Origin of the sequence: Streptomyces tateyamensis, from assembly GCF_003205575.1 — a bacterium.
Lineage (GTDB): Bacteria > Actinomycetota > Actinomycetes > Streptomycetales > Streptomycetaceae > Kitasatospora > Kitasatospora tateyamensis.
This window is the reverse complement of sequence record NZ_PYBW01000004.1, coordinates 60,493-84,132: the sequence shown is the minus strand read 5'-3', so window position 1 is coordinate 84,132 and position 23,640 is coordinate 60,493. Positions and strand designations below refer to the sequence as shown.

General features: G+C 73.1%; 21 protein-coding genes. 13 read left to right on the top strand and 8 right to left on the bottom strand.

Features of this window, described 5'->3' with window-relative positions; all coding sequences use genetic code 11:
- Positions 1-304: 304 nt before the first annotated feature.
- Both C7C46_RS00585 and C7C46_RS00580 read right to left on the bottom strand, forming a co-directional pair.
- On the bottom strand, positions 305-541 hold the full coding sequence (locus C7C46_RS00585) for a CDGSH iron-sulfur domain-containing protein (RefSeq protein WP_245983945.1): 237 nt from the start codon (positions 539-541) through the stop codon (positions 305-307).
- Positions 525-1,181: a HemK2/MTQ2 family protein methyltransferase gene (locus tag C7C46_RS00580; RefSeq protein WP_110664525.1), complete on the bottom strand. Its 657-nt coding sequence runs from the start codon at positions 1,179-1,181 to the stop codon at positions 525-527. The genes C7C46_RS00585 and C7C46_RS00580 overlap by 17 nt, the downstream gene beginning before the upstream one ends.
- 153 nt (positions 1,182-1,334) lie before the next feature.
- Here C7C46_RS00580 and ddaH point away from each other — a divergent pair, with 153 nt between their 5' ends.
- The 4 genes from ddaH to C7C46_RS00560 all read left to right on the top strand — a co-directional run bounded on the left by ddaH (position 1,335) and on the right by C7C46_RS00560 (position 4,826).
- On the top strand, positions 1,335-2,162 hold the full coding sequence (gene ddaH / locus C7C46_RS00575; protein WP_110664524.1) for a dimethylargininase: 828 nt from the start codon (positions 1,335-1,337) through the stop codon (positions 2,160-2,162).
- A 6-nt stretch (positions 2,163-2,168) separates the two neighbouring features.
- Positions 2,169-3,233 (top strand): iron-containing redox enzyme family protein, encoded by a 1,065-nt coding sequence (locus tag C7C46_RS00570; RefSeq protein ID WP_110664523.1) that lies wholly within the window; start codon positions 2,169-2,171, stop codon positions 3,231-3,233.
- Complete coding sequence (locus tag C7C46_RS00565) at positions 3,230-3,718, top strand: flavin reductase family protein (RefSeq protein ID WP_110664522.1); 489 nt, start codon at positions 3,230-3,232, stop codon at positions 3,716-3,718. The genes C7C46_RS00570 and C7C46_RS00565 overlap by 4 nt, the downstream gene beginning before the upstream one ends.
- Positions 3,719-3,866: 148 nt before the next feature.
- Positions 3,867-4,826, top strand: coding sequence for a LysR family transcriptional regulator (locus tag C7C46_RS00560; protein ID WP_110664521.1), 960 nt, complete (start codon positions 3,867-3,869; stop codon positions 4,824-4,826).
- Positions 4,827-4,960: 134 nt separating this feature from the next.
- Here the strand turns inward: C7C46_RS00560 and C7C46_RS00555 are convergent, their stop codons facing one another.
- A complete protein-coding gene (locus C7C46_RS00555; protein WP_181442116.1) occupies positions 4,961-7,693 on the bottom strand; it encodes a collagenase in 2,733 nt (910 codons plus the stop codon).
- 313 nt (positions 7,694-8,006) lie between these two features.
- Here C7C46_RS00555 and C7C46_RS00550 point away from each other — a divergent pair, with 313 nt between their 5' ends.
- Positions 8,007-10,580, top strand: a complete 2,574-nt coding sequence (locus tag C7C46_RS00550) for a collagenase (protein ID WP_110664520.1) — start codon at positions 8,007-8,009, stop codon at positions 10,578-10,580.
- A 104-nt stretch (positions 10,581-10,684) separates the two neighbouring features.
- On the opposite strand, the gene C7C46_RS00545 is transcribed toward C7C46_RS00550, so the two are convergent.
- The gene (locus C7C46_RS00545) at positions 10,685-11,878 is read right to left on the bottom strand and encodes an MMPL family transporter (RefSeq protein ID WP_110664519.1); all 1,194 of its coding nucleotides are present in this window, start codon (positions 11,876-11,878) and stop codon (positions 10,685-10,687) included.
- 33 nt (positions 11,879-11,911) lie between these two features.
- On the opposite strand from C7C46_RS00545, the gene C7C46_RS36155 reads away from it, so the two are divergent.
- The 3 genes from C7C46_RS36155 to C7C46_RS00535 are packed head-to-tail and all read left to right on the top strand — an operon-like array spanning position 11,912 to position 13,664.
- Positions 11,912-12,328 carry a hypothetical protein gene (locus tag C7C46_RS36155; protein ID WP_181442115.1) on the top strand — a complete coding sequence of 139 codons (417 nt, stop codon included), beginning with the start codon at positions 11,912-11,914 and terminating at the stop codon, positions 12,326-12,328.
- Positions 12,268-12,927, top strand: a complete 660-nt coding sequence (locus C7C46_RS34640) for a sensor histidine kinase (protein WP_181442114.1) — start codon at positions 12,268-12,270, stop codon at positions 12,925-12,927. The genes C7C46_RS36155 and C7C46_RS34640 overlap by 61 nt, the downstream gene beginning before the upstream one ends.
- Entirely contained in the window at positions 12,924-13,664 is a 741-nt protein-coding gene (locus C7C46_RS00535; RefSeq protein WP_245983942.1) for a response regulator, read from the top strand. Before C7C46_RS34640 ends, C7C46_RS00535 begins: the two co-directional genes overlap by 4 nt.
- Before the next feature lie 25 nt (positions 13,665-13,689).
- Here the strand turns inward: C7C46_RS00535 and C7C46_RS00530 are convergent, their stop codons facing one another.
- Complete coding sequence (locus C7C46_RS00530; protein ID WP_181442113.1) at positions 13,690-15,969, bottom strand: catalase; 2,280 nt, start codon at positions 15,967-15,969, stop codon at positions 13,690-13,692.
- A 205-nt stretch (positions 15,970-16,174) separates the two neighbouring features.
- Here C7C46_RS00530 and C7C46_RS00525 point away from each other — a divergent pair, with 205 nt between their 5' ends.
- Both C7C46_RS00525 and C7C46_RS00520 read left to right on the top strand, forming a co-directional pair.
- Positions 16,175-17,302 carry a carboxylate-amine ligase gene (locus C7C46_RS00525; RefSeq protein WP_181442112.1) on the top strand — a complete coding sequence of 376 codons (1,128 nt, stop codon included), beginning with the start codon at positions 16,175-16,177 and terminating at the stop codon, positions 17,300-17,302.
- A 163-nt stretch (positions 17,303-17,465) separates the two neighbouring features.
- Positions 17,466-19,199 (top strand): glycoside hydrolase family 15 protein, encoded by a 1,734-nt coding sequence (locus C7C46_RS00520; RefSeq protein WP_110664516.1) that lies wholly within the window; start codon positions 17,466-17,468, stop codon positions 19,197-19,199.
- Positions 19,200-19,225: 26 nt separating this feature from the next.
- Here the strand turns inward: C7C46_RS00520 and C7C46_RS34635 are convergent, their stop codons facing one another.
- Complete coding sequence (locus C7C46_RS34635; RefSeq protein ID WP_181442111.1) at positions 19,226-19,402, bottom strand: hypothetical protein; 177 nt, start codon at positions 19,400-19,402, stop codon at positions 19,226-19,228.
- 193 nt (positions 19,403-19,595) lie between these two features.
- Here C7C46_RS34635 and C7C46_RS00515 point away from each other — a divergent pair, with 193 nt between their 5' ends.
- Positions 19,596-20,432: a helix-turn-helix domain-containing protein gene (locus tag C7C46_RS00515; RefSeq protein ID WP_181442110.1), complete on the top strand. Its 837-nt coding sequence runs from the start codon at positions 19,596-19,598 to the stop codon at positions 20,430-20,432.
- Positions 20,422-20,628, top strand: coding sequence for a DUF397 domain-containing protein (locus C7C46_RS00510; RefSeq protein ID WP_110664514.1), 207 nt, complete (start codon positions 20,422-20,424; stop codon positions 20,626-20,628). Before C7C46_RS00515 ends, C7C46_RS00510 begins: the two co-directional genes overlap by 11 nt.
- A 101-nt stretch (positions 20,629-20,729) precedes the next feature.
- On the opposite strand, the gene C7C46_RS37175 is transcribed toward C7C46_RS00510, so the two are convergent.
- Positions 20,730-20,864: a hypothetical protein gene (locus C7C46_RS37175; RefSeq protein WP_281278505.1), complete on the bottom strand. Its 135-nt coding sequence runs from the start codon at positions 20,862-20,864 to the stop codon at positions 20,730-20,732.
- Between C7C46_RS37175 and C7C46_RS00505 the strand changes: the two genes are divergently transcribed.
- The gene (locus C7C46_RS00505; RefSeq protein ID WP_245983939.1) at positions 20,851-22,479 is read left to right on the top strand and encodes a DUF885 domain-containing protein; all 1,629 of its coding nucleotides are present in this window, start codon (positions 20,851-20,853) and stop codon (positions 22,477-22,479) included. The genes C7C46_RS37175 and C7C46_RS00505 overlap by 14 nt on opposite strands.
- 88 nt (positions 22,480-22,567) lie before the next feature.
- On the opposite strand, the gene C7C46_RS00500 is transcribed toward C7C46_RS00505, so the two are convergent.
- Positions 22,568-23,515: a SigB/SigF/SigG family RNA polymerase sigma factor gene (locus C7C46_RS00500; RefSeq protein ID WP_245983935.1), complete on the bottom strand. Its 948-nt coding sequence runs from the start codon at positions 23,513-23,515 to the stop codon at positions 22,568-22,570.
- Between the last annotated feature and the right edge of the window lie 125 nt (positions 23,516-23,640).

Below are 23,640 nucleotides of genomic sequence, written 5' to 3'. Positions count from 1 at the left end.
ACCGGCTCACGAAGCGATCGCCCGCGCCGTCCGCCCACCCGTAGGTCGTGGGAGTCGGCCCGGCGCCATCGCTGACGGCTCGGCAGGGATCGGGAGGGAGTCGTCGAATCTCGACTTGGGAAGTCGATACATGACATGCCATCCGTACCCAGAAGCCAGGCCGTCACCAGTGTCGACAGTACAATTGCACCAATGTGCGACGGGTAAAGCTGTCCTTCACACCCTCGGCTGTTCCCGCTCAGATAGCCGCTCCCGCCAAGGCCCTTTTCCGGGGAAGCATCACCATGCAGGTCGCGGCCGCCGCTCAGTCCGGCGCGGTGGGCCCGCCCGGGGGCCGCTCCGGGTGGGCACGCCTGCGGTGGCTGGTGTCGCAGAACGGCGGGGTCCGGCTCCGGCGACACATGCACAGGGCCACCACCGGGTGGTCGGAGCGGCAGACCGTGCCGTCCGCCAGCACCAGCTCCACGGGCCCCTCGACGAGCAGTGGGCCGCCCGCCACCATGACCACCCGGGCGACGGCCCGGTCAGCGTCCCCGGACACCGCGCACCACCACCAGGGCTTCCTCGCGCTGGCCCGGCGCGATCAGCCCGAGCCGCTCGAACAGCGCCGCCCGGGCCGTCATGACCGGGCCGAACGGCTGACGCCGACGCGCCACCACACTCGCCCGCAGCCCGCCCTCCCGCAGCAGTGCCAAGGTCGCGGAGACGTCGGCGAGCGCGGACTGCACGATCAGCACGGACCCGCCCGGCGCCAGCACCGGGGCAACCGCCCGGCAGATCCGGTCCAGCACCAACCGCCCGTCCGGGCCGGCGTCCCAGGCGAGCGCGGCCGCGGGGGCCGCCCCGGCGCCCTGCGGGTCGACCGGGACGTAGGGCGGGTTGGCCGTCACCAGCTCGAAGCGCCCGCCGGTCACCGGGGCCAGCAGATCGCCCCGACGCAGCCGGATCCGCCGGCGGTGCAGCCGGCTGTTGCACCAGGCGGTGACCACGGCACGCCACGACAGGTCCACCGCCGTGACCCGGGCCCCGGTGCGCGCGGCTGTCAGGGCGACGGCGCCGGTGCCGGTACACAGGTCGAGCACCCGGCTCCGGCCGTCCAGCGGCTCCCGCCGGACGCACTCCGCCAACAGCGCGGTGTCCCCTTGCGGCGGGTAGACCCCAGGGGGTCGGATCAGCAGCATGCCGCGCGCCTGCCCAGCCGGGCGTCCGGCACACCCGTACGGGTGACAGACCCGCCCTCCCGCGCAGCGGTCGTTTCGGCGGCCCGCGCCCGGGCACCCGCCTGGCGCGGGCCGACCAGGGTCCGCGCAGTCGACGTCGCCCTGGAGGCGGTGATGACCAGGACCCCGGCCCGCACGGCCAGCAGACGGCACTACCTGCTCTGTCCACCGACCCACTTCGCGGTGCGCTACGCCATCAATCCCTGGATGGACCCCGCCCGGCGGGTCGACCGCGCGGTGGCGATGACCCAGTGGTCCGGGCTGAGCCGGACCCTGCGCGACCTCGGCCACACGGTGCACACCATGGAGCCGCTGGCCGACCTGCCCGACATGGTGTTCGCCGCCAACGGTGCCACCGTGGTCGACGGCGACGTGCTGATCGCCCGCTTCCGCCACCACCAGCGCGCGCCGGAGGCCCGGGCCCACCTGCGCTGGTTCACCGGCGCCGGGTACCACCCGGTCCGGCGGGCGGGCCTGCCCAACGAGGGCGAGGGCGACTTCCTCCAGGCCGGCGGGCGGATCCTGGCGGGCACCGGTTTCCGCACCAGCGCCGCCGCGCACCGCGAGGCGCAGCAGGTGCTCGGCCGGCCGGTGGTCACCCTCACCCTCAGCGACCCGCGCTTCTACCACCTGGACACCGCCCTCGCCGTACTGACGGAGGACCAGATCATGTACTACCCCGGCGCGTTCGCACCGGCGAGCCGACAGCTGCTGCGGACCCTGTTCCCCGACGCGATCCAGGCCACCGAGGCGGATGCCGCGGCGTTCGGGCTCAATGCGGTCAGTGACGGCCGGCACGTCGTGCTGCCCGCTGCCGCACGGGCGTTGGCTGTCCGGCTGGCGGCCCGCGGGTTCGAGCCGGTGCCGGTGGAGCTGTCCGAGCTGCACAAGGCAGGCGGCGGTCCCAAGTGCTGCGTGCTCGAGCTGCGACCGGGGAGGTGACCGGCTGTGCCCACCCCCGTTCCGGTACCCGCGCCCGTCACCCGCGCGCCCGCCCTGCCCCGCCCTCGCGGACCGCTCGGCGCCGCGCTGATCGACGTTCTCGGCCGCCCACCGCAGACGGGCGCCGTGCCCACCGGTCCGGTGATGCTCGACCCGTGGGGCGAGGACCTGCAGCTTTCGCTCTACGTCTGCTACGAGCTGCACTACGCCGGCTTCGCCGGAGTGGACCCGGCCTGGGAGTGGCACCCGGGCCTGCTGGCCACCCGCTCCCGCCTCGAGCACGCCTTCCTGACGGCGCTGTGCGAGGCGGTCGGCCGGCCGCCTGCGCTGGACCAGGCTCTGGCCGACCTGCTGACCGAGCCGGCCGGCGGCGGCACCGGGCCCTCCCGCTACCTGCTCGAGGCGGGTGAACGCTGGCAGGCCCGCGAGTACCTGGTCCACCGCTCCCCCTACCACCTCAAGGAGGCGGACCCGCAGTTGTGGGCGGTGCCGCGGCTGCCGAACCCGGCCAAGGCCGCGCTGATGACCGTTCAGTTCGACGAATACGGCGCCGGCCGCCCGGAGCGCGCGCACGCGACGCTGTTCGCCGAGATGATGGCCGACTTCGGGCTGGAGCCGGAGTACGGCCACTACCTGGACGCGGTGCCGGCGCCCGGCCTGGCAGCGGTCAACCTGCAGTCGATGTTCGGCCTGCACCGCTCGCTGCGCGCCGCCCTGGTCGGCCAGTTCGCCACCCTGGAGATCACCTCCCCGCCCGGCGCGGCCCGGCTCGCCCAGGCCTTCGAACGCCTGGGCGCCTCCGCTGCGGGCACCCGGTTCTACCGCGAGCACGTCACCGCCGACGCCGTGCACGAGCAGCTGGTGCGGCGCACCGTGGTGGCACCGCTGGTGGCCGCCGAGCCGGAACTGGCCGACGGCATCGCCTTCGGCATCGCGGCCACGGGCGTGGTCGAGGACGCGCTCGCCCGCCACCTGCTGGACAGCTGGCAGCACGGGCGCAGCTCGCTGCTCCAGCCGCTGGCCGACGCCCCCGGGGCGGACGGTTCGAACACCGACGGAGCGCCGCGGTGAGCGCCGCGCCCGAGGGCCTCGACGCCTTCACCGACCTGCTCGACTACCCGCTCTACGTGGTCACCGCGGCCACCGCGACCGAGCGCGCCGGCTGCCTGGTCGGCTTCGCGAGCCAGTGCTCGATCGAGCCGCCGCGCTTCGCGGTCTGGCTCTCGCGGGCCAACCGCACCTACCGGGTGGCCCGCGGCGCCGACCACCTGGCCGTGCACCTGCTGCCCCGCCGGCACGCCTTGGCCGAGCTGTTCGGCGGGCAGACGGGCGACGAGGTGGACAAGTTCGCCCAGGCGGACTGGTCCCCCGGACCCCGCGGCACCGTCCTGCTGCAGGACGTGCCCGCCTGGTTCGTCGGCCGGGTGCTCGACCGGTTCGACGGCGGCGACCACCTGGGCTTCCTGCTCGAACCGGTGGCGGCCGGCCGCGGCACCGGTGCTGCGCCGCTGACCTTCCAGCAGGCGTCGGACATCGAGGCCGGCCACCCGGCCTGAGCCGGAGAGCGTGCACCGGGATCTGCGGGCAATTCTGTTATCCGCCCGGGCCGGATTCATCGGGGGAAAAGGCCTCCCGGCGCCTCTGTTCCAGCTGTTGCGCAAGCTTTAGGGTCGCTCTGTTGAACTCGCACGGGAGGCGTACAGAGTGGACCTGGAATTCCGTCACCTCCGCATGCTGCTGGCCATCGCCGAGGCCGGCAGCCTGGGCCGGGCCGCGGTGGCCACCGGATTCTCCCAGCCCTCCGTCAGCGGCCAGTTGAAGCGACTGGAGAGCTACTTCGGCAGCGCTCTGTTCGAGCGCTCGGCCGCCGGGGTGCGCCCCACCCCGCTCGGCGCCCAGGTCATCGGGCAGGCCCGCGAGGTGCTCGACCGGGTGGACGCGCTGGGCCGCGACAGCGCCGACGCGGCGCCCGATCCGGGCTCCCCGCTGCGCCTGGCCACCACCAACACGCCGATCCTGGCCGGCATGATCGGCCATGCGCGCACCGCCCTGCCACAGCTCGCTCCGCTGGTCAGCAGCGTGTACGCCACGGTGGAGATCGTCCGGCAGATCGAGCAGGGCGAGGCGGACGCGGGCCTGGCGGTCGACTACCCCGGCATGGAGTTGCACCACTCGCCGGCCCTGGCCCACCGCGGGATCGTCACCGAGCCCGCCTTCGTGGCGCTCAGCCGCGAGCACCCGGCGAGCCGGCAGCAGGAGGTGGACCTGGCCGACCTGGCCGACAGCCCCTGGTTCCTCACCCCCGACGACGGCGCCGGCTGGCCGGGGGTCTTCTACTCCGCCTGCCGGGCCCGCGGCTTCGCGCCGACCGCCGTGCACGAGTTCCTCGGCGACCACCACCAGCTGCAGGCGATGATCGCGGCCGGCCTCGGCGCGTCGGTGGTGCAGGCCACCCTGCGCCCGATCGCGGGGGTGGCAGTGAAGCCGCTGGCCGGCACGCCGCTGTGGACCAGGTACGTGCTGGTGTGGAGTCCCGAGCGGGTGCCCGCGGCCACCGCCGTCACCCTGTTCGGTGCCGCTGCCCGTGCCTACCAGGACCTCATCGCCCACGTCCCGCACTTCCAGACCTGGGCGAGCGGCAAGTACCGGCTCCCGCGCTGCTGACCGCGACGGCTCCGGCTGGACGCGACGGGCCCGCACCGGGGAACTCGGTGCGGGCCCGTCCGGTCGGCCGGGTCAGGGTCGCTGCCCGGCCGACGGGTCAACCGGTCCCGTCCGGGACGACTCGTGGTCGTCCGTCAGAACTGGGCGCTCACGGTGACCCCGCTGAAGGCACTGCGGCCGTACAGGCTGACGTAGCGCCAGCCGGCCGCGGTGTTGCTGACGGTGATCGAGTGCTCGGTCCCGCCACCGGTCGAACTGGTGGTGGCGTTGCTGGAGTTGGCCCAGGTGGAGGCGTTGTAGAGGAGGTCCGCGTCGCCGCTGCCGCCGCTGGTGGTGACGGTCAGCGTGCTGGTGCCGGCCGGCAGGTAGACGTCCAGGTAGTCCAGGCCGCCCGCGCTTGCCGATTGGTTGGCCAGCGAGCAGTTCTGGCCCAGGGTGTAGGAGTTGCCGGTGCAGGCCGGCAGCGAGACCGGCGCCCCGAGGACCACGTCGTCGAAGGCCGTGTAGGTGGGGTCACCCGCGTAGTCGTCGTCGTGGCTGGCCAGGGTCAGCGTGTAGCTGTGGCCGGCGGTGACCGGGGTCTTGGCCTGGGTCCAACCGGAGTTGGCGGCGCAGGTCTTGTCGAGCACGGTGGTGCTGGTGCCGGCGGTGTTGTCCTTGAGCGTCGCGGTGGCCCAGTCGTACTGGACCCGGTCGGGGCAGGCCACGTCGTACCAGAAGGAGAGCTGGGTGCTGCCGCTGGGCACGGTGAAGGTCTGCGCCGCGGTCGAGTCGCCGTTGGTCGGGCTGGTGCCGCCCAGCCGGAGCGCGTAGCCGCCGCTGTGGGTAGCGGAGTTGACCACGGTGGCGGTGCCGGTGGTGGTCCACGGCGAGGCCGAGCCGGTCTCGAAGCCGCCGTTGGCCAGGTTGCCGCCCTGCTGGCAGGCGCCGGCCGCGCAGGCGTTCAGCCAGTTGTCGAAGTCGGCGTCGTAGCGGGTGCCGATCCCGGTCAGGTAGACCGCGGCGCCACCGGCGTAGTCCCCGGTCCGGAAGTGCGACAGCATGTTCGCCATGTCGGCCGGGTGCTTCTCGAACATGTAACGCACCGCCAGGTAGCCCCAGTTGTAGACCCGGGTGGTGTCCCCGTACTGGGTCTGCCACAGGTCGCTGAGCTTGTAGGTGTGCAGCGCGGCCTGGGCCGTCGCGTCGTCGTAGCTGACGCCGCGGTAGGAGTAGGAGACGTACTCGGCCAAGCCCTCGACGTACCAGATGTCCGGGACGACGGTCTCCTGGGCGAAGGTGCCCTTGGTGTTGTACACGCCGTCCAGGTAGTGGGTGTACTCGTGGTTGAGGTTCCACACCCGGGCCACGAAGCCGTCGTCGTACGGCTTCTGGTACTCGATCGAGACCGGCTTGTTGTTCGGGTCGGCGGGGTCGCCGGTCAGCGTCTCGCCGCCGTTGTTGGTGTCGTTGCCGAAGATCGGCGAGGAGTAGATCGCGTAGTCCCGCTGGCTGGCGAACACCGCCATCCGCACGCTGGACTCGTACTGCCCGGGGATCGGGCCGTTGTCCTTGACCAGCCGGTGGAAGTACGGGTCCTGGTTGCGCAGGCTGGCGCAGACCGCGTTCAGGTCGGCGGCCGACAGCGACTGGGCCATGACGGTGCGGTTGTCGCAGGCCAGCGTCTGCGGCAGCGCGGCGGCGGTGAGCCGGTCGGCCAGGTTGCAGACGCCGTAGTAGGAGCAGTTGTCGCCGTCGTAGTTGTAGGCCTGGTTGGCCACCTCGACCCAGAGCCGGGCGGTGGGGCCGGTGATCTGCGAGATGCCGAGCAGTCCCTGGGCCAGCGGGCGCACCTTGGCCTGCAGCGCCGGGTAGCCGACCAGCCGGGTCATGTCCAGGCCGGCGTTGGCGTCCATCACGTCGTTGTCGGTGCTCAGCAGCCGGGTGTTGGCCCGGGTGAAGGAGTTCAGCGCGTCGACGATGCTCGGGTCGGCGGTCACCGCGCTGACGAAGGCCGGGTTCTGGTTGCCGCGCCACAGTGGGGCCATGAAGACGTTGTTCAGCGCGCCGGTCATGCTGGCGACGGCGTCCCAGGAGCTGGTGTAGGCGGCCATCAGCCGCTTGTAGGTGCCCAGGTAGTGGTCCTGCAGCACCGCGCTGTCGGTCAGCGTGATCGCCTCGGCCAGCACGTCGCCGTTGGCCGCGGTGACGTCCAGCGCGTGCGGGCCGGCGAAGAAGCTGTCCAGCGCCGTCCTGGTCGCGGTGGCCAGGCTCGCGTCGTACTGGCCCACGTCCTGGGGGTCGTAGAACTGGGCGTAGTAGCCGGCCCGCAGGAAGAGGACGAGCTGCTGGATGCCCGAGGCGTCGGTGCCGTCGTAGCGGCGGGCGGCAGTGTTGAGCGCGGTCGCGACCGGCAGCATCTGCGCCTGCTTGAACGCGCCGGCGGCGTTGGCGCCGGTGAGGCTGAACAGCGAGTTGATGCAGTCGGTGGTGGAGGCCGCGACGTAGGCGGCCAGCGAACTGCCGCTGCGGCCGGTGAAGTCCGAGGCGTTGCAGGTCTGGGCCGCCGTGGGGGTGGCGGTCTTGGCGACCCGGGCGGCCGGCTTGCTCGCGGACGCCGCGGCGCGCGCGGCCGGCTGCGCCCGCTGCGCGGCGGGCAGTGCCTGGGACCGCTCGGCGAAGCGCTCGGCGTCACCCTGGTTCGCGGCGCCCCGGGGCGGCAGCACCGCGGCCGTGGGGGCGGCGGGCAGCTGGTGGGCGGCGGGCAGGTGGGCGGGTTGGGCGGTGGGGGGACTCGCGGCCGCGGGAACGGCCAGCAGGCCGACCACCGTGCCGAGCGTCGCCGCTGCCGCGGCGAGGCTTCTGGGCACAGCTGATCGAAGGCGCATCTCTGCTCCTGGGGGTGTGGGGGGGGGGTTCACTGACGCGATCACCGAGCCAGGTGTGACATGTAATATTGCGCAGCCTCGGAGCGGGAGCAACGCGCCAAGCCATAGGACATCGGGCCACCCGACCCATCAGGCCGGCTGACCGCCCCCACGTCACACCCCCTAAGCGGGCTTGATGACCTGGAGATCCAATGTCGTATGACCTGTGACATTGTATTAACCCTTCGTTCGGTGACAGGATCCACGCCGCAGACCCCCTCAACCTCGCGCCTGACACCCCGTGAGATCCCCGCACCCGAGAAGGACGAAGCCGTTGCCTCTGCGGATATCCCTGCCCACCGTGCTCGCCGGTCTGGTGGCCGGCTGCGCCACCGCGGCCACCCTGCTGCCCACCACCCCGGCGTTCGCCGCCGCGGCTGCCGCTGCCCCGGGAACGGTGAGCGCCGCCACCGCCGTCCCCAAGCCCGTGGGCGCCTTCCTCGCCGCCGACCCCGGCGAGGAGATCACCCAGACCCGTACCCCGCTGCCGCCGGCCCTGCTCGGCCAGGCCGTGATGGCCCAGCGGGCCGGCACCACCCTGCAGTTGACCCAGCACCCCGCCGCGGCCCACCCGGCCGCCACCCGGTCCGCCAGGGCCGCCGCGAGCGCGTCGCCCACCCCGCAGAGCTGCACCACCGCCGACTTCGCCGGCCGCAGCGGCGCCGACCTGGTCGCCTTCCTCAAGGGCTCCACGACGGACTGCGTGAACACGCTGTTCAACCTGACCGGCACCGACGCCGGCAAGGTCTTCAAGCAGCAGCAGATGCTCACCGTGGCCAACGCCTTCCACAGCCTGGCCACCGGCTACACCGGCGACGACTCCACCGGCATCCTGCAGCTGGTGCTCTTCCTGCGGGCCGGCTACTTCGTGCAGTCCAACAACTCGTCAGCCGTCGGTCCCTACGACGCCGCCCTGACCAGGGCCACCAAGGCCGGCCTGGACGCCTTCTTCAGGAGCGACCACTGGGAGGACCGGAGCGACGCCAACGGCGCGGTGCTGCGCGAGGTCCTCGTCCTCACCGACAGCGCCAACCTGCAGGGCAGCTACCTCAGCACCTACCGCGAGGTGCTGGACAGCTACGACAACTCCTACAACGCCTTCCCGAAGCTGGTCGACGCCGTCAACTCGGTGCTCCAGACGCCGCTGTGGCGGGGCAACTGGAACGCCGACTTCGTCAAGGCGGTCGGTGCCGACCCGCGGATCCTCAACACGCTGTCCGACTTCGCGCTCAGCCACCAGGACCTGCTCTCCGGCCCGAACGGCGCCCTGGACGTGAACGCCGGCAACGACCTGGCCCGGCTGACCGGCGACAGCGCCACCATCGAGGCCAAGGCCCGCCCGCTGGTCAAGCAGGTGCTGGACTCCGCGCCGATCACCGGCGCCACCGGCCCGCTGTACGTGCACACCGCGTTCCAGGCCAACACCTACGACTCCGCCAACTGCTCGACCTACGGCGTCTGCGACCTGCCGGCCAAGCTGACCGCCGCGGTGCTGCCGACCAGGCTGGTCTGCGACAACCGGCTGATCGAGACCGAGTCGCTGTCGGCCGCCGACCAGGCCGCCGTCTGCACCAGCCTGCGCGGCGAGGACGGCTTCTTCCACCACCTGGTCACGGACAGCGGGCCGGTCCCGGGCCAGTACGACAAGACCATCACGCTGGCCGTCTTCGCCAACAAGGCGGACTACGCCACCTACTCCTGGGCCATCTTCGGCAACGACACCGACAACGGTGGCGAGACCCTGATGGACCCGACCGACCCGAAGAACCAGGCCGTGTCGGTGATGTTCCTCAAGTCGTGGAACGACAGTTTCCCGGCGAACGTGTGGAACCTCAACCACGAGTACACCCACTACCTCGACGGCATCTACGACATGAAGGGCACCTTCGGCACCGAGACCTCGGTGCCGAACATCTGGTGGATCGAGGGCGTGGCCGAGTACGAGTCCTACGCGTACCGCGGCCAGACCGACACCGAGGCGCTGGACCAGGCCCGCAGCCACACCTACAAGCTGAGCACCATCTTCCAGAACACCTACGACAACTCGGACTCGGTGCGCACCTACCCGTGGGGCTACCTGGCGGTGCGGTACATGTTCGAGAAGCACCCCGACGTGATCCAGTCGATGCTGGGCCACTTCCGCACCGGTGACTACACCGGCGGCTACGCGGTCTACAACTCGCTGGGCACCAGCCTGGACGCCGACTTCGACTCCTGGCTGACCGCCTGCGCCGCCGGCGCCTGCTACGCCCAGGGCCCGACCGCGCTCTTCGACGAGAGCGTGAGCGGCGCGACCGTCACGGTGGCCGACCGCTCGGTGCAGACCGGCCCCGGCCGGATCACCGCCTGGCACTGGACCTTCGGCGACGGCAGCACCGGTGACGGGCGCAACGTGAGCCACACCTACGCCGCCCCGGGGACCTACACCGTGGTGGAGACCGCCGTCGACAGCAACGGCAAGTCGACCAGCACCGCGACCTCGGCCACCGTCGCCGTCGGCGGCGGCCAGGCCACCCCGCCCGCCTGCACCGACCCCCGGGCCGAGGCGCTGGGCCAGAACTGCTCCCGGGCCGGGCAGTCCGCCACCGCGGGCCACCTGGTCTACAAGTACGTCTACGTGCCCGCCGGCACCAGCAAGCTGACCGTCTCCACCTCGGGCGGCACCGGGCTGGCCTACCTGTACTACAACGACGACACCTGGGCCTCCCCCGACGCGTTCACCGCCTCGGGCACCAACTCCGGTACCGCCCAGACCGTCACCGTCACCAACCCGGAGCCCGGGTACCACTACCTGAGCCTGTACGCCGTGACCGACTTCAGCGGCGTGACCATCAGCACCCGGTACTGACGCTTCATCAGTATCTGACGCACCACCAGGGCGGGTGCGGCGCGGCCACTGCCGCCCCGCACCCGCCCTGCCGTGTCGAGCACCGACCCGGGCCGGGCCGCCGGTCAGCGGTCGGTCGCGCCGATCCGGTACGGGTCCAGGTCCTCGTGGCGCTGGAGGTCGGCGAACCGGGCCGGCTGCGGGCGCGGGGCCGTCCGGCCCGGTCGCAGCGGCCACCAGATGCCGCGCCCCAGCAGCGCCGCCAGCGCGGGCAGCGCGGGCACCAGCACGATCGAGAGCAGGAAGGCGGCGAGCAGGATGCCGAGCGCCATCGCGAAGCCGACCTGCTGGGTCGACGGGGACGGGGTGACCGCGAGGGTGGCGAACGAGCCGGCCAGCACCAGGCCCGCCGTCGCGATCGCCGGGGTGGTGTGGCGCACGGCCCGTGCCACCGCGCGGCGGGCCGGTCCCGGGCGTTCCATCTCCTCCCGGATCCGGTCGCTGATCAGGATGTTGTAGTCGGTTCCGAGGGCGACCACGAACAGGAACAGCACCAGCGGCAGGGTGAAGTCGACGCCCGGGCGGTGCATCACGTGCTGGAAGAGCGTGGTGGCCGCGCCGAGGGTGGCCGCGAAGCCCAGTCCGACGCAGAGCAGCAGGATCAGCGGCGCCAGCAGGCTGCGCAGCAGCAGGACCAGGATCAGCGCGATCAGCCCGGCCGCCACCGGGAACACCAGGCGCAGGTCGTGGTCGACGGCACTGGACACATCGGCGAGGATCGCCGCCGTGCCGCCGACGTGGGCCTCCAGGCCGGCGGGGGTGTCCTTGGCCAGGGCCGCGCGCAGCGGACCGCTGACCAGCTCGCGCGCCTGGACCGACTGCGCGTCGGCGGTCGGGAACAGGTCGATCCTGGCGGCCCGCCCGTTCTCGCTCAGTACCGGTGCGGCCACCTGGCCGATGCCGGGGACCTGGGCCAGGTCACGGGCCAGCCCGTCCAACGGGCGGCCGGTGAGCGGCGCGTTGTCGGTGGCCCGCAGGTAGACGCTGGTCGGGTCGGCCACTCCGGCCGGCAGGGCGCGCGAGATCTCGGCAGCGGTGGCCCGCGCGGCGGTGCGGGGGCCGCCGCCGCCCTGGCCGTAGTCCATCGTGAGCCCGATCAACCCGGCGGACAGCGTCCCCAGCAGTGCGATCGAGGCCAGGGTGAAGGCCAGCGGGCGGCGGACCAGCAGCGCGGCGAACCGTGCCCCCGCGCCTTGACGGGGCTCACGCCGGTGGGCTCGCGAGGGCCAGTAGAGCTTGCGCCCGGCGGCCGCCAGCACGGCCGGCTCGCGCCGCTGGGGCTGCTCCTGGTCGTGCTCGGCGCCCTGCCGCTGCTCACCCTGCGCCGCCGCCCGCTGGGCTCGGCGAGTGCCGTGCTGGTCATCGCCCTGGCGCTGAACCTCAGCGTGCCCGTGGCGAGCCACTTCGGCGCCGCGTTGGCTGTCGCGCTGTTCGGGATCGCCCGTTCGCAGCGCGCGGCGGTGACCGCCGTGGCGGCCGTGGCGGCCTGCGCGCTCTCGCTGGTCGGGCGGGTGGCGCCGTTCCCCCCGTCGGTCGGCAGCCTGATCGGCAGTCTGTCGCTGCCGCGCTGGTGGTGGGCGCGGCCCTGGCGTTCCGGCGGCACCAGCAGGCGCTGGAGGTGCGGCGCCGGCTCCTGGCGGAGCGCGCGGTGGCCGACGAGCGCCGCCGGATCGCCCGCGAGCTGCACGACATCGTCGCCCATCACCTGACCACCATGCAGCTGATGGCCGGCGGCGCCCGGGCCAACCTCGGCGGCGACCAGGAGGTGGTGCGCGAGGCGCTCACCGTGCTCGAGGGCTCGGGGCGCACGGCGCTGCGGGAGATGCGCCAACTGCTCGACGTGCTGCGGGCCGACGACGAGCCGCAGCAGGCGGTCGCGGCGCCCCAGCCGGGGGTCGGGGACCTCGCCCGGCTGGTCGAGGAGTCCTGCCTGGCCGGTCTGCCCACCGAACTCACCGTCAGCGGCGCGCAGCGCCCGCTCCCGCCCAGCACCGCCCTGGCCGTCTTCCGGGTCGTCCAGGAGTCCCTCACCAACGCCCGCAAGCACGCCGGCGGCGCCCGGGCGAGGGTCCACCTGACGTACCGGCCGGAGCAGATCACCGTCGAGGTGCGGAACACGGGTACCGGCGGCACGGCACCGCGGGCCGCCGGGGCCGGCCGCGGGGGCGGGTACGGTCTGATCGGCATGCGCGAGCGCGTCGCGCTGCACGGCGGCAGCCTGGTGGCCGGACAGCTCGACGACGGCGGGTTCGGGGTGGCGGCCGACCTGCCGCTGGTGCCGGTCGAGGGAGAGGAACTGCCGGTGTGACGGGGACGGCCGAGAGCAGGACGGGAACGACCGAGCGGATCAGGGTGCTGATCGCGGACGACCAGCCGCTGGTGCGGCGCGGCCTGGCGCTGATCCTGGCCCCGGACCCGGCCGTCGAGGTGGTGGCCGAGGCGGAGCACGGCGAGCAGGCCCTCGCCCACGAGCACCGGCCCGACGTGGTGGTGATGGACATCCGGATGCCGGTCCTCGACGGGGTCGGGGCGACCGCTCGGATCACCCGGGAACTGCCCGCCTGCCGGGTGCTGGCGCTGAGCACCTTCGACCTCGACGAGTACGTGGTCGCTGCCCTGCGGGCGGGCGCGTACGGCTTCCTGCCCAAGGACATCTCCCCGGAGGAGCTGTTGGCGGCGGTGCGCACCGTGCACCGCGGCGAGGCCGTGGTCGCGCCCCGGCTGCTCACCCGGCTGATCTCCACCTACGTCACCGCGCCCGGGCGGCCGCAGTCACCCGCCGCCCTCCCGGCTGCGGACCTCGGGAACGCCGACCTGACGCCCCGTGAGGTGGAGGTGTGGCGGCTGCTCGCCACCGGACTGGACAACGCCGGGATCGCGCAGGCCATGGCGATCAGCCTCTCCACGGTCAAGAACTACATCACCAGCGTCTTCGCCAAGCTGGGCGTCCGCGACCGCGCCCAGGCGGTGATCGCCGCCTACGAGTCCGGCCTGGTGCGGCCCTGCCCGGCCGAACCGCCGGGTTCGGCCGGGCAGGACGGATAGGGGCGCTCCTGGCGGCAGCCCTGCCTCAGCGCTGCGGGAAGCGGTGCTGCTCGATCAGGTGGGTGACGTGGCGCCAGAAGTCGGCGTCCGCCTGCCCGTCCGGGGCCGGCACGGCCACGCCCGGGGTGTCCTGCGGATCGGCGAGTCCCGCCGCCCGGGCCAGCTCGCGGCCGGAGCCGAGCACCGCGATCGGCTTGCCGTGCCGCAGCGCCTCGGCCACGAAGCGCACGGCGTCCGGGTCCTCGGCGAGCGCCCCGGTCCCGTCTGGCAGCAGCACGGCGTCGTGCAGCACCGAGGCGGTCGCGGACAGCGCGCGGTCCACCGGCACCCCGTCGCCGGCCCGGTCGGACACCTCGCCGCCGTGCGGGGCGAGCACCGCCACCGCAGCGTCCTGAGCCGCCAACCAGTCGCGTCCGGCGCTCAGTTGGGCACCGTCCACGCCGTCGCAGGCGAGCACGGCGACGCTGCGGGTGCTGATCCCGCTGCCGCCCAGCGCCGCCAGGCTGAGCGCCGGCGAGATGCGCGGGACCTCCGGGGCCGGCGCGGCGGCTTCCTGCTCCGGCACCGGCTCACCGATCCGCCGGGCCACCTCGGCGGCCAGCTCGGCGTCCACCCGGACCAGGTTGCCGACCATCCGGCGGCGCACCGCCCGGTCGCCGACATGGCCGAGTTCGAAGGCGAAGGCCGCGGTGATGTGCTCCTGCTCCCAGTCGGCCATGCTGTGCCAGAACATCGCGGCCTGGCTGTAGTGGTCGGCGAAGCTCGCGCTGCGCCGCCGGATCGCCTGCCCGTCCACCCGCTCCTGGTAGTGCTCGAAGACGCCCTCGGCGAGCCGGCCGCCGCCCATCGTGAACGGGCAGCCGCCGCCGACCGAGTTGGGCGAGTAGCTGGTGCCGGGCTGGATCAACTGCTGGCCCTGGCCGTCGCGGTGGTTGGTGCGCACCTCGGTGAGCGGGCGGTTGACCGGCAGCTGGGCGAAGTTGGGCCCGCCCAGGCGGAGCAGCTGGGTGTCCAGGTAGGAGAAGTTGCGGCCCTGCAGCAGCGGGTCGTTGGTGAAGTCGATGCCGGGCACGATGTTGGCCGTGTGGAAGGCCACCTGCTCGGTCTCGGCGAAGAAGTTCTGCGGGTTGCGGTCCAGCACCATCCGGCCCACCGGCCGCACCGGCACCAGTTCCTCCGGCACCAGCTTGGTCGGGTCCAGCAGGTCGAAGGGGAAGGCGAACTCATGCTCCTCCGGGATCAGTTGGACGCCGAGCTCCCACTCCGGGTACGCGCCGGAGGCGATCGCCTCCCACAGGTCGCGGCGGTGGAAGTCCGGGTCGCGCCCGGCGGCCAGCTGGGCCTCGTCCCAGACCTGGCAGGCCACGCCGAGCTTCGGCCGCCAGTGGAACTTCACGAAGGTGCCGCGCCCCTCGGCGTTCACCAGCCGGAAGGTGTGCACGCCGAAGCCCTGCATCATCCGGTAGCTGCGCGGGATCGCCCGGTCGGACATCACCCACATCAGCATGTGGGTGGACTCGGGCTGCAGCGAGCAGAAGTCCCAGAAGGTGTCGTGCGCGCTGGCGCCGGTGGGGATCTCGTTCGGCGGCTCGGGCTTCACCGCGTGCACGAAGTCGGGGAACTTGGCCGCGTCCTGGATGAAGAAGACCGGCATGTTGTTGCCGACCAGGTCGTAGTTGCCGTGCCGGGTGTAGAACTTGGTGGCGAACCCGCGCACGTCCCGCACCGTGTCGGCCGAGCCGCGCGGGCCCTGCACGGTCGAGAAGCGCACGAACACCGGCGTGCGGCGCCCGGGCTCCTGCAGGAAGTCGGCGCAGGTGTACTCGGCCAGCGACTCGTACGGCTCGAAGAACCCGTAGGCGCCGGCGCCGCGGGCGTGCACCACCCGTTCCGGGATCCGCTCGTGGTCGAACCGGGTCAGCTTCTCCCGCAGCTGGAAGTCCGCCAGCAGGGTCGGGCCGCGCTCGCCCAGGTGCAGCGAGTTGTCGGTGTCGTCGACGGCCACGCCCTGGTCCGTGGTGAGGGCGCCGCGCGGGTGGGGTGCCCGGTGGGCGTCCAGCGCCAGGTCCTTGGCGTCCCGCTCCGGGGTCCCTCGCTCGTCGGCGTCCCGGTCGGCGGTGCCCCGGTCGGCGGCGTCCCGCTCAGGGACATCGCGCACGGCGGTCTCCCGCTCGGCGGTCTCCCGGTCGGCGGTGCCCCGGTCGGTGTCGACGGGCGGCCCCGGGTTGTGGGTCGCTGGCGCCGGGCTCCCGGTGGCCGGTGACGCGGGCGGACGGCCTTCGGGCGGGCCGGGGTTGGTGGTCATCACGCGGTCCTCCTCTTCCTGGGCGGCTTCCTGGGCTCCTGGGCAGCCTCCGGACGGCTGTCGCGGGGCGGCCCGGGACGCCCCGCGGCACGGCTGCCCGGTGACGAGCCGGGCAAACCGGACTCTTTCCCCACCGGAGCCACGCGCACCGGCCAGCCAGGCGTACCGGGACGCGGTCGGGGCAGACGCCCGGCGGAGGATGCTGATGACCACCGATCCCGCGGCTGACCACCGCCCCACCGACCGGCTGCGGTTCGGAGTGGAGGAGGAGTACCTGCTCGTCGACCCGCACACCGGCCGCACCGTCCCGCGCGCGCCGGAGGTGCTGGAACGGGCCGAGGCGGAGCTGGGGCCGCGCGCCCAGCCGGAGTTCCTGGCGACCCAGATCGAGGCCTGTACCCCGCCCGTGGAGACCGCGGCGCAGCTGCGCGCGGAGCTGGTCGCGATGCGGGCGGCGATGGCCCGGGCCGCCGCACCCTTCGGCTGCGTGCCGGTGGCCTGCGGCACCGCCGTGCTGCCCAGCCGCCACCCGCTGCCCGTCACCGACCAGCCGCGCTACCACCGGATCGCCGAGCTGGTCGGGCCGGTCGCCGACCAGACCGGCGCGGAACTGTGCGGCTGCCACGTGCACCTCGGCGACCTCGACCGGGCCACGGCGCTGCAACTGAGCGCAGCGCTGCGCCCATGGCTGCCGGTGCTGCAGGCGCTCAGCTCCAACTCACCGTTCACCGAGGGCAGCGACTTGGGCCTGGCGAGCGGCCGCTGGCTGTTCCAGCGCAACTGGCCGACCGTGGGCCCGGCCCCGCTGCTCGACCTCGACGGCTACGAACGCACCGCCGACGCCCTGGTGGCCCGCTCCCGGGTGCTGGACCGGCGGATGATCTACTGGTATTCCCGGCCCTCGGAGCACCTGCCGACCCTGGAGGTGCGGGTCTTCGACGTCAACACCGACCTCGACGTGACGGTCCTGCTGGCCGTCCTGCTGCGCGGGCTGGCCTGGTCCCTGCTCGCCGCGCCGACCCGCCCGCGCCGCGCCCCCGCACTCACCTCGGCGCACTGGTACGCCGCGCGGTCCGGGCTGACGGGCGAGGCCGTGGACCCGCTGACCGGGGAGCACCTGCCGATGGCCCGGCTGCTGGCCCACCTGTACGCGCGGGCCCTGCCGGGCCTGGCCGCGCACGGCGACCGGGCGGCGGCCGAGGACCTGATCCGGCGCGTGCTGTGCCTGGGGACCGGCGCGGCGCGCCAGCGGGCGGCCCGGGCCAACGGCAAGGGACTGGCCGGGGTGGTCGCCCACCTCGCCACCGGCTTCAGCGAGTCCGGCTCGGCCTGAGCCGGCCCCGACCACCAGGCCCACCGCCAGCTGCCAGGAGGCGCCAGTGGGGCTCGGAGTGCCTGCAGTGCCTGGAGTGCCTGGAGTGCTCGGAGTGCTCGGAGTGCCCGGCCGGAGACCGGGTAGGCGCCAGCCGTGATCTCCCCGACGGAGGCCTGACCGCATGCCACCCGAAGCCCCCTCCCCCCAGGTCCTGCGGGACTACGCACTGCTCGCCGACGGCGAGCGCGGTGCGCTGGTCGGACCGGCCGGCGAGGCGGTCTGGCTCTGCGCGCCGGGCTGGGACAGCCCGGCGGTCTTCTCGACGCTGATCGGCGGACCGGGCTGGTACCGGGTCGGCCCGGCGGGCCCGGCCGTGCACAGCGGCTACTACGAGGCGGGCAGCCTGGTCTGGCGCGCCCGCTGGGTGACCACCGGCGGCATGGTCGAGTGCCGCCAGGCACTGGCCATGCCCGGCGACCCGCACCGTCTGGTGCTGCTGCACCGGATCCGCGCCGTGGACGGCCCGGCCGCCGTGGACGTGCTGCTGCGACCCGCGGCGGAGTTCGGCGAGGCCCCGCTGCGCCGGCTGCGCCGGGCGGAGGACGGGACCTGGCGGGCCCGGGCCGGCGCGCTGCGGCTGCGCTGGACCGGGGCCCCGCAGGCCGTCCCCGGCGCCCACGGCACCGAACTGGCGGCCGCCGTCCGACTGGCCCCGGGCGAGCAGTCCGACCTGGTGCTGGAACTCTCCGACCGGCCGCTGCCGGACCCCGAGCCGCCCGACCACCTGTGGCGGGCGACCGAGTTCGCCTGGCAGCGCACCGTGCCCGACCCCGAGCCCGCCGGGATGCTCGGCGCGCGCGACGCCCGGCACGCCCGCGTCGTGCTGCACGGTCTGACCACCGGCTCCGGCGGCACCGTCGCGGCCGCCACCACCTCGCTGCCCGAGCGCGCGGCCCAGGGCCGCAACTACGACTACCGCTTCGTCTGGATCCGCGACCTGTGCTACCTCGGCCAGGCCGCGGCCGCCGGTGGGGACCTGCCCCTGCTGGACGGCGCGGTGGACTTCCTGACCGCCAGGCTGCTCGACCACGGCCCCGACCTCTCCCCCGCCTACACCGCCGCCGGCCGCCGCATCCCGGACCAGCAGCGGCTGAACCTGCCGGGCTACCCGGGCGGTTTCGACGTGGTCGGCAACCAGGTGCGCCACCAGTTCCAGCTGGACGTGTTCGGCGAGGGCCTGCTGCTGCTGGCCGCCGCCGCCCGCCTGGACCGGCTGGGCCCCGACGGCCGGGCGGCAGCCCGGCTCGCCGCGCGCGCCGTCCGGGACCGCCACCGGGAGCCGGACGCCGGGATCTGGGAGCTCTACCCGGACCGCTGGGCCCACAGCCGGCTGATCTGCGCGGCCGGCCTGCGGGCGGCGGCCGCGGCCGGCCTCGGCGGCGCCGACTGGCTCGCGCTGGCCGACCGGATCGTCGCCGGGACGGCCGACTGCCTACACCCGAGCGGCCGCTGGCAGCGCTCCCCCACCGACCCGCGGGTGGACGCCGCCCTGCTGCTGCCCGGCCTGCGCGGGGCGGTGCCCGCCGACGACCCGCGCACCCGGGCCACCCTGCACGCGGTCCGCACCGAGCTGGGCGAGGACCACTTCGCGTACCGGTTCCGGCAGGACGACCGCCCGCCGGCCGATGCGGAGGGCGCCTTCCTGCTCTGCGGCTTCCTGATGGCCCTCGCCGAGCAGCAGCAGGGCAACCGGGTGGCAGCAGCCCGCTGGTTCGAACGCAACCGCGCCGCCTGCGGAGGCCCCGGCCTGTACGCGGAGGAGTACGACGTGGCCCAGCGCCAACTGCGCGGCAACCTGCCCCAGGCCTTCGTCCACGCCCTGCTGCTGGAAGCCGCCGCCCGGCTGGGCGGCTGACCACGTCGGGGTGCCGGCCCAACCATTCAGCCACCGTGCACGTCGGGCAGGCTGATGGCGGCCTCGTTACGCGGCTTGCTGCGGCGCGCCACCGGCTGCAGCGTGGGCGCATCGGCCACCGCCTGAAGGCAGGCGGGATCGGTCGTCCACTCGATGCCGCCCTTGATCGGGCGAAGGTGCGCCTTGCCGTACATCTCACCCATGTACCGCCCCTGCCTCCTGGTGGCCAAGTCCTGCACCACATCACCCACTCGGGGCTTCAACACCACCACCGGCGGGCCAGCTTGCCTTGCCACAGCGTCGCTCCTCTCCGTAGTCGATTCACTACCAGGGAGACATACTGTGCTCTACGCTCAGACAGTCTTCAATCGGCCAGCACGGAAGGAAGAGTGCGCTATGAGCCGCATCGTCCTACCTCCGCCCACCACGCCGCGCGAGCACTTCGCAACTCAACTGCGTCACATTCGCGAGTTTTTGGGTCTGACGCAAAGTCAACTGGGGCTGCGTACCGGCTACTCGGCGGTCCACATCTCGGCAGTGGAAACCGGCCGCAAGCCTCCCACCCTCCCGTTCGCGAAGAGTGTTGATCAAGCGTTCGACTCTGGGACCAAGTTCGTTGACCTGTACGGCAAGATCCACGGGCACTCCCTGCTACAGGGCTTCCCCGAGTACACGGTCCAGGAGGCGGCCGCCGCTGCACTGCGCGTCTTTCAGCCCCGCACCATTGACGGTCTCCTGCAAACAGTCGAGTACGCAACGGCAATCGAGTCGGGATACGTCCTGCGCGGCAAGGTCACACAGGATCAGGCAGACTCCCGGGTCAGCCTTCTTCTCGACCGGCAACGGATCCTTGCCAAGACCCCACGACCCACCCTCCACGTCGTCATGGACGAGACCTGCCTGCGCCGCCAGATCGGCAGCCCCGGAGTCATGGCCAGACAGCTCGCGTACCTCGAAGAAGTGGCCCAGCAGCCGAAGACGACCATCCAGATCGCCCCGGATTCCCTGGGGGAATCGCACCCGATCAACCATCCGCTGACCTTGCTCATCCTGTCCGGCCACCAGGTACTCGGGTACACGGAGGGGCTGCACCGGGGGTTCCTGGAGCGGGATACCGCAACAGTGGCGGCGTGGACCGAAGACTACGATCGCCTCACAGCCGATGCGCTGCCCCGCGCAGCGTCATTGGCCAGGATCCGCAAGCTTAGAGAGGCCTTTCAACATGCACCCTGACCTGTCCGCGGCTGCCTGGCGCAAGAGCACTCATTCTGGCGGCGGGGGAAACTGCATCGAAGTTGCCGACGGTTTCCCCGACGTCGTCCCCGTGCGCGACTCCAAGAACCCCACCGGCCCCGCCCTGGTCTTTCAGAGCCACGCGTTCGCCGCGTTCGTCGCCGGGGTCAAGGCCGCCGACCTCGGCGCCGTCTGAGCCCGTTCGCCTGTCGGCCTCCTGCGCAGCTCAACAGCGAGCTGCGCAGGAGGTCCGGGTGCTCACGCTCGCTCCCGGCTCGGTCGATCACCGGCTGTCGGTCAGCGGCTGAGGATCATCTGCGTGCCGTCCGAACCGACCCCGATGGCCTTGACGACCGGGTCGCTCTCCTGGGTCCAGTTGTAGAGACCGATCCCCTTCTTCGCCAGGACCGTCCCCGAGTTGTCCAGGATCACCTGCGTACCGTCGGAACCGACCGCGATCGACTGCACCACGGCGTCGCCCGACGGGTTCGAGGCGATGGCCGACCTGGCTCGGGAGACCCTGCAGGCGCTCGACCGGCTGCCCGGCCGGGCGGCGGCGGATCCGGTGGCGGCGGACCCGGCGGAGGCGGCCTGTGCGCAGTTGCTGCGTGAGCGGCTGGCGGCGCAGCTGGCCGTGCACGACGCCGGGGACCACGTGCGGGCGCTGCGCAACACCGCCTCCCCGATCCACTACGTCCGGTCGATCTTCACCCTGATGCCCACCACCAGCGAGGAGGACTGGGCGGTGGTGGCCGGGCGGCTGCGGGCCGTGCCGGGCGCGGTGGCCGGCTATCGCCGCACGCTGGAGCAGGGCGTCGGGCGCGGGCTGCTCTCCGCACCGCGTCAGGTCGAGTCCGTACTCGCGCAGTTGGACGCGTGGACCGGACGGGCCGACGGCGGGGCCGGCTGGTTCGCCGGATTCGTGGCGGACGGGCCGGAGCGGTTGCGTAGCGAACTGGACTCCGCTGCGCTGGGTGCCACCGCCGCCGTCGGCGAGCTGCGCGACTGGCTGCACGGCGACTACCTCCCCGCGGCGGCGGGCGTCCCGGACGCGGTCGGCCGGGAGCGCTACCTGCGATCGGCCCGCCTGGCCACCGGTTCGAACGTGGACGTCGCCGAGGCGTACGACTGGGCGTGGGAGGAATTCCACCGCACGCTGGCCGAGATGCGGGTGGAGGCCGGCCGGGTGCTGCCCGGCGCCGGGGTCGTGGAGGCGATGGAGTTCCTGAACGAGCACGGCCACGCGATCAAGGGCGAGGAGGCCGTCCGCGACTGGCTCCAGCAGGTCATGGACGAGGCGATCGAGCGCCTCGACGGAACACACTTCGACATCGTGGGCCCGCTGCGCCAGGTCGAGTCCAGGATCGCCCCGGCGGGGAGCGCGGCCGCACCGTTCTACTCCGGCCCCAGCCTGGACTTCACCCGCCCCGGTCGCACCTACCTGCCGACCCTGGGCCGGGACACCTTCCCGACCTGGCAGCTCGTCAGCACCTGGTACCACGAGGGTGTGCCCGGCCATCACCTCCAGCTCGCCCGCTGGACGGCCGTCGCCGACCAGCTGAGCCGCTACCAGGTGACCCTCGGCAAGGTCAGCGCCAATGTCGAGGGCTGGGCGCTCTATGCCGAGCGGCTGATGGACGACCTGGGCTTCCTCACCGACCCGGCCCACCGCCTCGGATACCTGACCAAGCAGATGCTGCGCATCATCCGGGTGATCACCGACATCGGCATGCACCTGCGCCTGGCCATCCCCGCCGACTCCGGCTTCCACCCGGGCGAGACCTGGACCCCGGAACTGGCCGACCGGTTCCTGGCCGAATACCAGGGCAGCCCCGCCGCCCGCCGGGCCAGCGAGGTCAACCGCTACCTCGGCTGGCCCGGCCAGGCCATCGGCTACAAGCTCGGCGAGCGCGCCTGGCTGCGCGGCCGCGAAGCCGCCCGGCACCGGCTGGGCGCCGACTTCGACCTGAAGACCTGGCACATGAAGGCGATCTCCCAGGGCTCCTACGGCCTCGACGACCTGGAGGCCAACCTGGCCGGCCTCTGACCGCGGGCCCGGGGCGATGGGGGCAGCTGAGCCCGGCGCCGGGTTCAGCTGCCGCCACCGCCCCGGGCCCGGTGGCGGCGCCGCACGGTCAGCCGGCGGCGTCCGACCCCGCGTCCGGGCGGCCGGCAGTGGCCGCGTCCGGGTCCTGGTCCTGGTCCTGCCAGCCCGGCGCGTCCGCGTCCTCCAGGTCGGCCCGCAGTCCGGCCAGGGTGGCCGTCAGCAGGCGGGAGACGTGCATCTGCGAGACCCCGATCCGGTCGGCGATCTCCGACTGGGTCCGGCCCTCCCAGAACCGCAGCACCAGCACGGCCTGCTCGCGCTTGGGCAGCTTGCCCAGCAGCGGAGTGACCGCGACCCGGAAGTCGGCCAGGTCCAGCTCCAGGTCCTCGGTGCCGAGCCGGTCCAGCAGCGCGCTGCCCGACTCGTCCGCGTCCTGCTCACGCAGCGCGTCCAGCGAGTTCGGCCGGTAGACCCGGGCGGCCACCAGGCCCTCCAGCACCTCCTCCTCGGTGATGCCGAGGTCCTCGGCGAGTTCCTCGGGCCGCGGCAGCCGGCCCAGGTCCTGCTCCAGCCGGTCCGAGCCGCGGGCGACCGCCAGGTAGCGCTCCTGCATGCTGCGCGGCACCCGGACCGGCCAGGAGGTGTCCCGGAAGAACCGCTTGATCTCGCCGGCGATGGTCGGGATGGCGTAGGTGACGAACTCGGCGCCGCGCTCCTGGTCGTAGCCGTCGACGGCCTTGATCAGGCCCACCGTGCCGACCTGCAGGATGTCCGCCATCTCCTCGCAGCGGTGCCGGAACCTGGCGGCGATGAAGCGCACCAGCGGCATGTTGAGCTCGATGATGGTGGACCGCACATAGCTGTAGGCATAGCTCTCCCGCTCCAGGCCGGCGAGCCGCCGGAACAGCGCATCACTCAGCGCCCGGGCCTCGCTCTTGCTCATCGCCCGTAGCTCCCGCTCGCTGAACCGCGGCGGCAGGTCGTCCGGCAGTCCACCCCCCGCCTGGACCGGCTGATCGGTATCGCTGTCGATCACGATCTCTCCTGACAGCAGTTCGCCCGCGCTTCGACACGGCTGTACCACACGGCACGTACCCGGGTGCGGCGAATCGAATCGCCCTCGAACAGTTCCACCCACAGCAGGTCCACCCGCAGTCCGCA